At 72.6% G+C, this 2460-nt stretch carries 1 protein-coding gene; it reads left to right on the top strand.

Going from position 1 to position 2460, the window contains the following annotated elements; translation table 11 throughout:
• Positions 1–116: 116 nt before the first annotated feature.
• Positions 117–2460 (top strand): condensation domain-containing protein (locus P3T29_RS32465; protein WP_348532887.1); only part of this gene is annotated, 2344 nt, incomplete at its 3' end.

The following is a 2460-nucleotide window of genomic DNA, read 5'->3' as shown; positions in this document are numbered from 1 at the left end:
GCTACCACCCCGACGGCACCCTCGAATTCCTCGGCCGCACCGACCACCAACTCAAAATCAACGGCCACCGCCTCGAACCCGGCGAAATCGAAGCCACCTTGGAGAGCCATCCCGCCGTGCGCCGGGTGGTGGTGACGGCCGGCGACACCGGAGTGCGGCGGCGGTTGGTCGCTCACACCGTGCTTCACGACTGCTCGGTCACCGCAGAGAGCCTGCTCGCCTTCCTCGCCGAGCGGCTGCCCAAGCACGCCGTGCCGCACGCGATCACGCTCTGGGACGACCTCCCGCTGACCGCCAACGGCAAGGTCGACCGTGCCGCGCTCACCGCCGTCGCCCCCGCGTCCGCCGCCGAGGCGATCGGCGGCGAACCGCCGCGCACGCCCGCCGAGCGGCTGGTGAGCACGGTGTGGGCCGAGGTCCTGGGCGTGTCCGTACCCTCGCGTGACGGCAACTTCTTCGCGCTGGGCGGCGATTCGCTGCTCGCCACCAAGGTGGTGACCAGGCTGCGCGCGGCGGGTGCGGCCGGAGCCGCGATCAGCAGCCTGTTCACCGCGCCGCTGCTCGCCGAGTTCGCCGCGACACTGACTCTGGAAACACTCCCCGCCGGGCCGTCCGCCGGCCCGGCCGGTGGGATCACCGCCGACCCCGCCGCACGCAACCAGCCCTTCCCGCCCACCGAGCTGCAACGCGCCTACTGGGTCGGCCGGTCCTCGGCCTTCACCCTCGGCGGCGTGGGTTCCTACTACTACTGCGAGTTCGACGAGACCGACCTCGACCTCGCCCGCCTCGAGGAGGCCTGGAACCGGCTGATCGCCCGCCACGAGATGCTGCGCGCGGTGTTCGACGAGGACGGCAGCCAGCTGATCCTGGCCCAGGTGCCACGGCTCACCATCCCGGTGACCGGCGCCACCGAGCCGGCGGAGACTGCGACTGAAGCAGAGGCACAGGCACAGGCAGCGGCGCGGCTCGCCGCACTCCGCGAGGAGATGTCCCACCAGAGCCTCGACCCGTCGACCTGGCCGCTCTTCGACGTACGCGCCGCTCGGCACGGGGACAACCGCACGCGGGTCGGCATCGGTCTCGACTACCTGCTCGTCGACGGCCTGAGCATGATGATCCTCTTCGCCGAACTCGACCAGCTCTACCGCGACCCGGACGCTGGGCTACCGCCGATCGGCGTGTCCTTCCGCGACTACGTCTGCCAGGTCGAACCGACTGCCGAAGAACTCGACCGATCGCTGACCTACTGGCGGCAGCGGGTTCCCGAGCTGCCGCCACCCCCCGCACTGCCGCTGGCCACCGATCCGGCGGCCCTCGCCAGACCCCGGTTCGTACGCCGGGAGACCTGGCTCGCCCCCGACCAGTGGCAGTCGCTCCAGGCCCGCGCCCGGCAGCACGGGTTCACACCGTCCGCCCTGCTGCTCGCCTGCTACGCGGAGGTGCTCGGCGCCTGGAGCGCGAGCCCCGAACTGACTGTGGCACTCACCCTGTTCGACCGCCGGGACGTGCACCCCGACATTGATCGCGTACTCGGCGACTTCACCTCCCTGCTGCCGGTGGCGCACGAGCCCGTCCCGGCGGAGTCGTTCGAGGCCAGGACCCGGCGGCTGCAGGACCGGCTGTGGCGCGACCTCGACCACCGTGGCGCTCCGGTGCTCGGGTTGCTGCGCGAGTCCGCCGGACCGGCGGCCGCCGCCGAGGCGAGCCTGCCCGTCGTGTTCACCAGTGCGCTCGGGGTGGACGACGCGCTGAGCAACGGGCTGCGCCGACCGGTGTGGAGCGTGTCGCAGACCCCGCAGGTCTGGCTGGACGAGCAGGTGATGGTCCGGGACGGCGGTCTGCTGGTGACCTGGGACGCGGTGGAGGAGCTGTTCCCCGCCGGGCTGCTGGACGCGATGTTCGCCGCCCACTCCGAACTGCTCGACTGGGCCGGACGGGCGGACTGGTCCGACCGGCCACCGGCTCTGCTCCCTCCGGCACAACGCGCGGTCCGCGACACCGTCAACGCCACCGCCGGGCCCCTGCCGACCGGGCCGCTGCACAGGGGCTTCTTCACCCGGGCCGCTGCCGACCCGGACCGCTGCGCACTGCGCTGGGGAGCGGACGGGCAGTTGACCTACGGCGAACTGGCCGAGCGGGCGCTGCGGATCGCCTCGATGCTGCACGCCCAGGGTGTGCGAGCGGCCGAGCTGGTGGCGGTGACACTGCCGAAGGGGCCGGACCAGATCGCCGCCGTGCTGGGGGTGCTGGCAGCGGGTGCGGCATACCTTCCCGTCGGCCTCGACCAGCCGCCGAGCCGACGTGCGCGCATGCTCGCGACGGGTGGCGTCCGGTTCACGCTGTCGGACGTCAGCGCGGCGGAGGCGTACGAGCCGTTGGCGGGTCCGGTGGCGGTGGCGGGTGACGCGCTCGCCTACGTCATCTTCACCTCCGGCTCCACCGGCGAACCCAAGGGCGTCG

The organism is Kitasatospora sp. MAP5-34 (genome assembly GCF_029894335.1).
Taxonomy (GTDB): Bacteria; Actinomycetota; Actinomycetes; order Streptomycetales; family Streptomycetaceae; genus Kitasatospora.
Note: the sequence above shows the minus strand (reverse complement) of the source record. Positions and strands in the feature narration are given on the sequence as shown.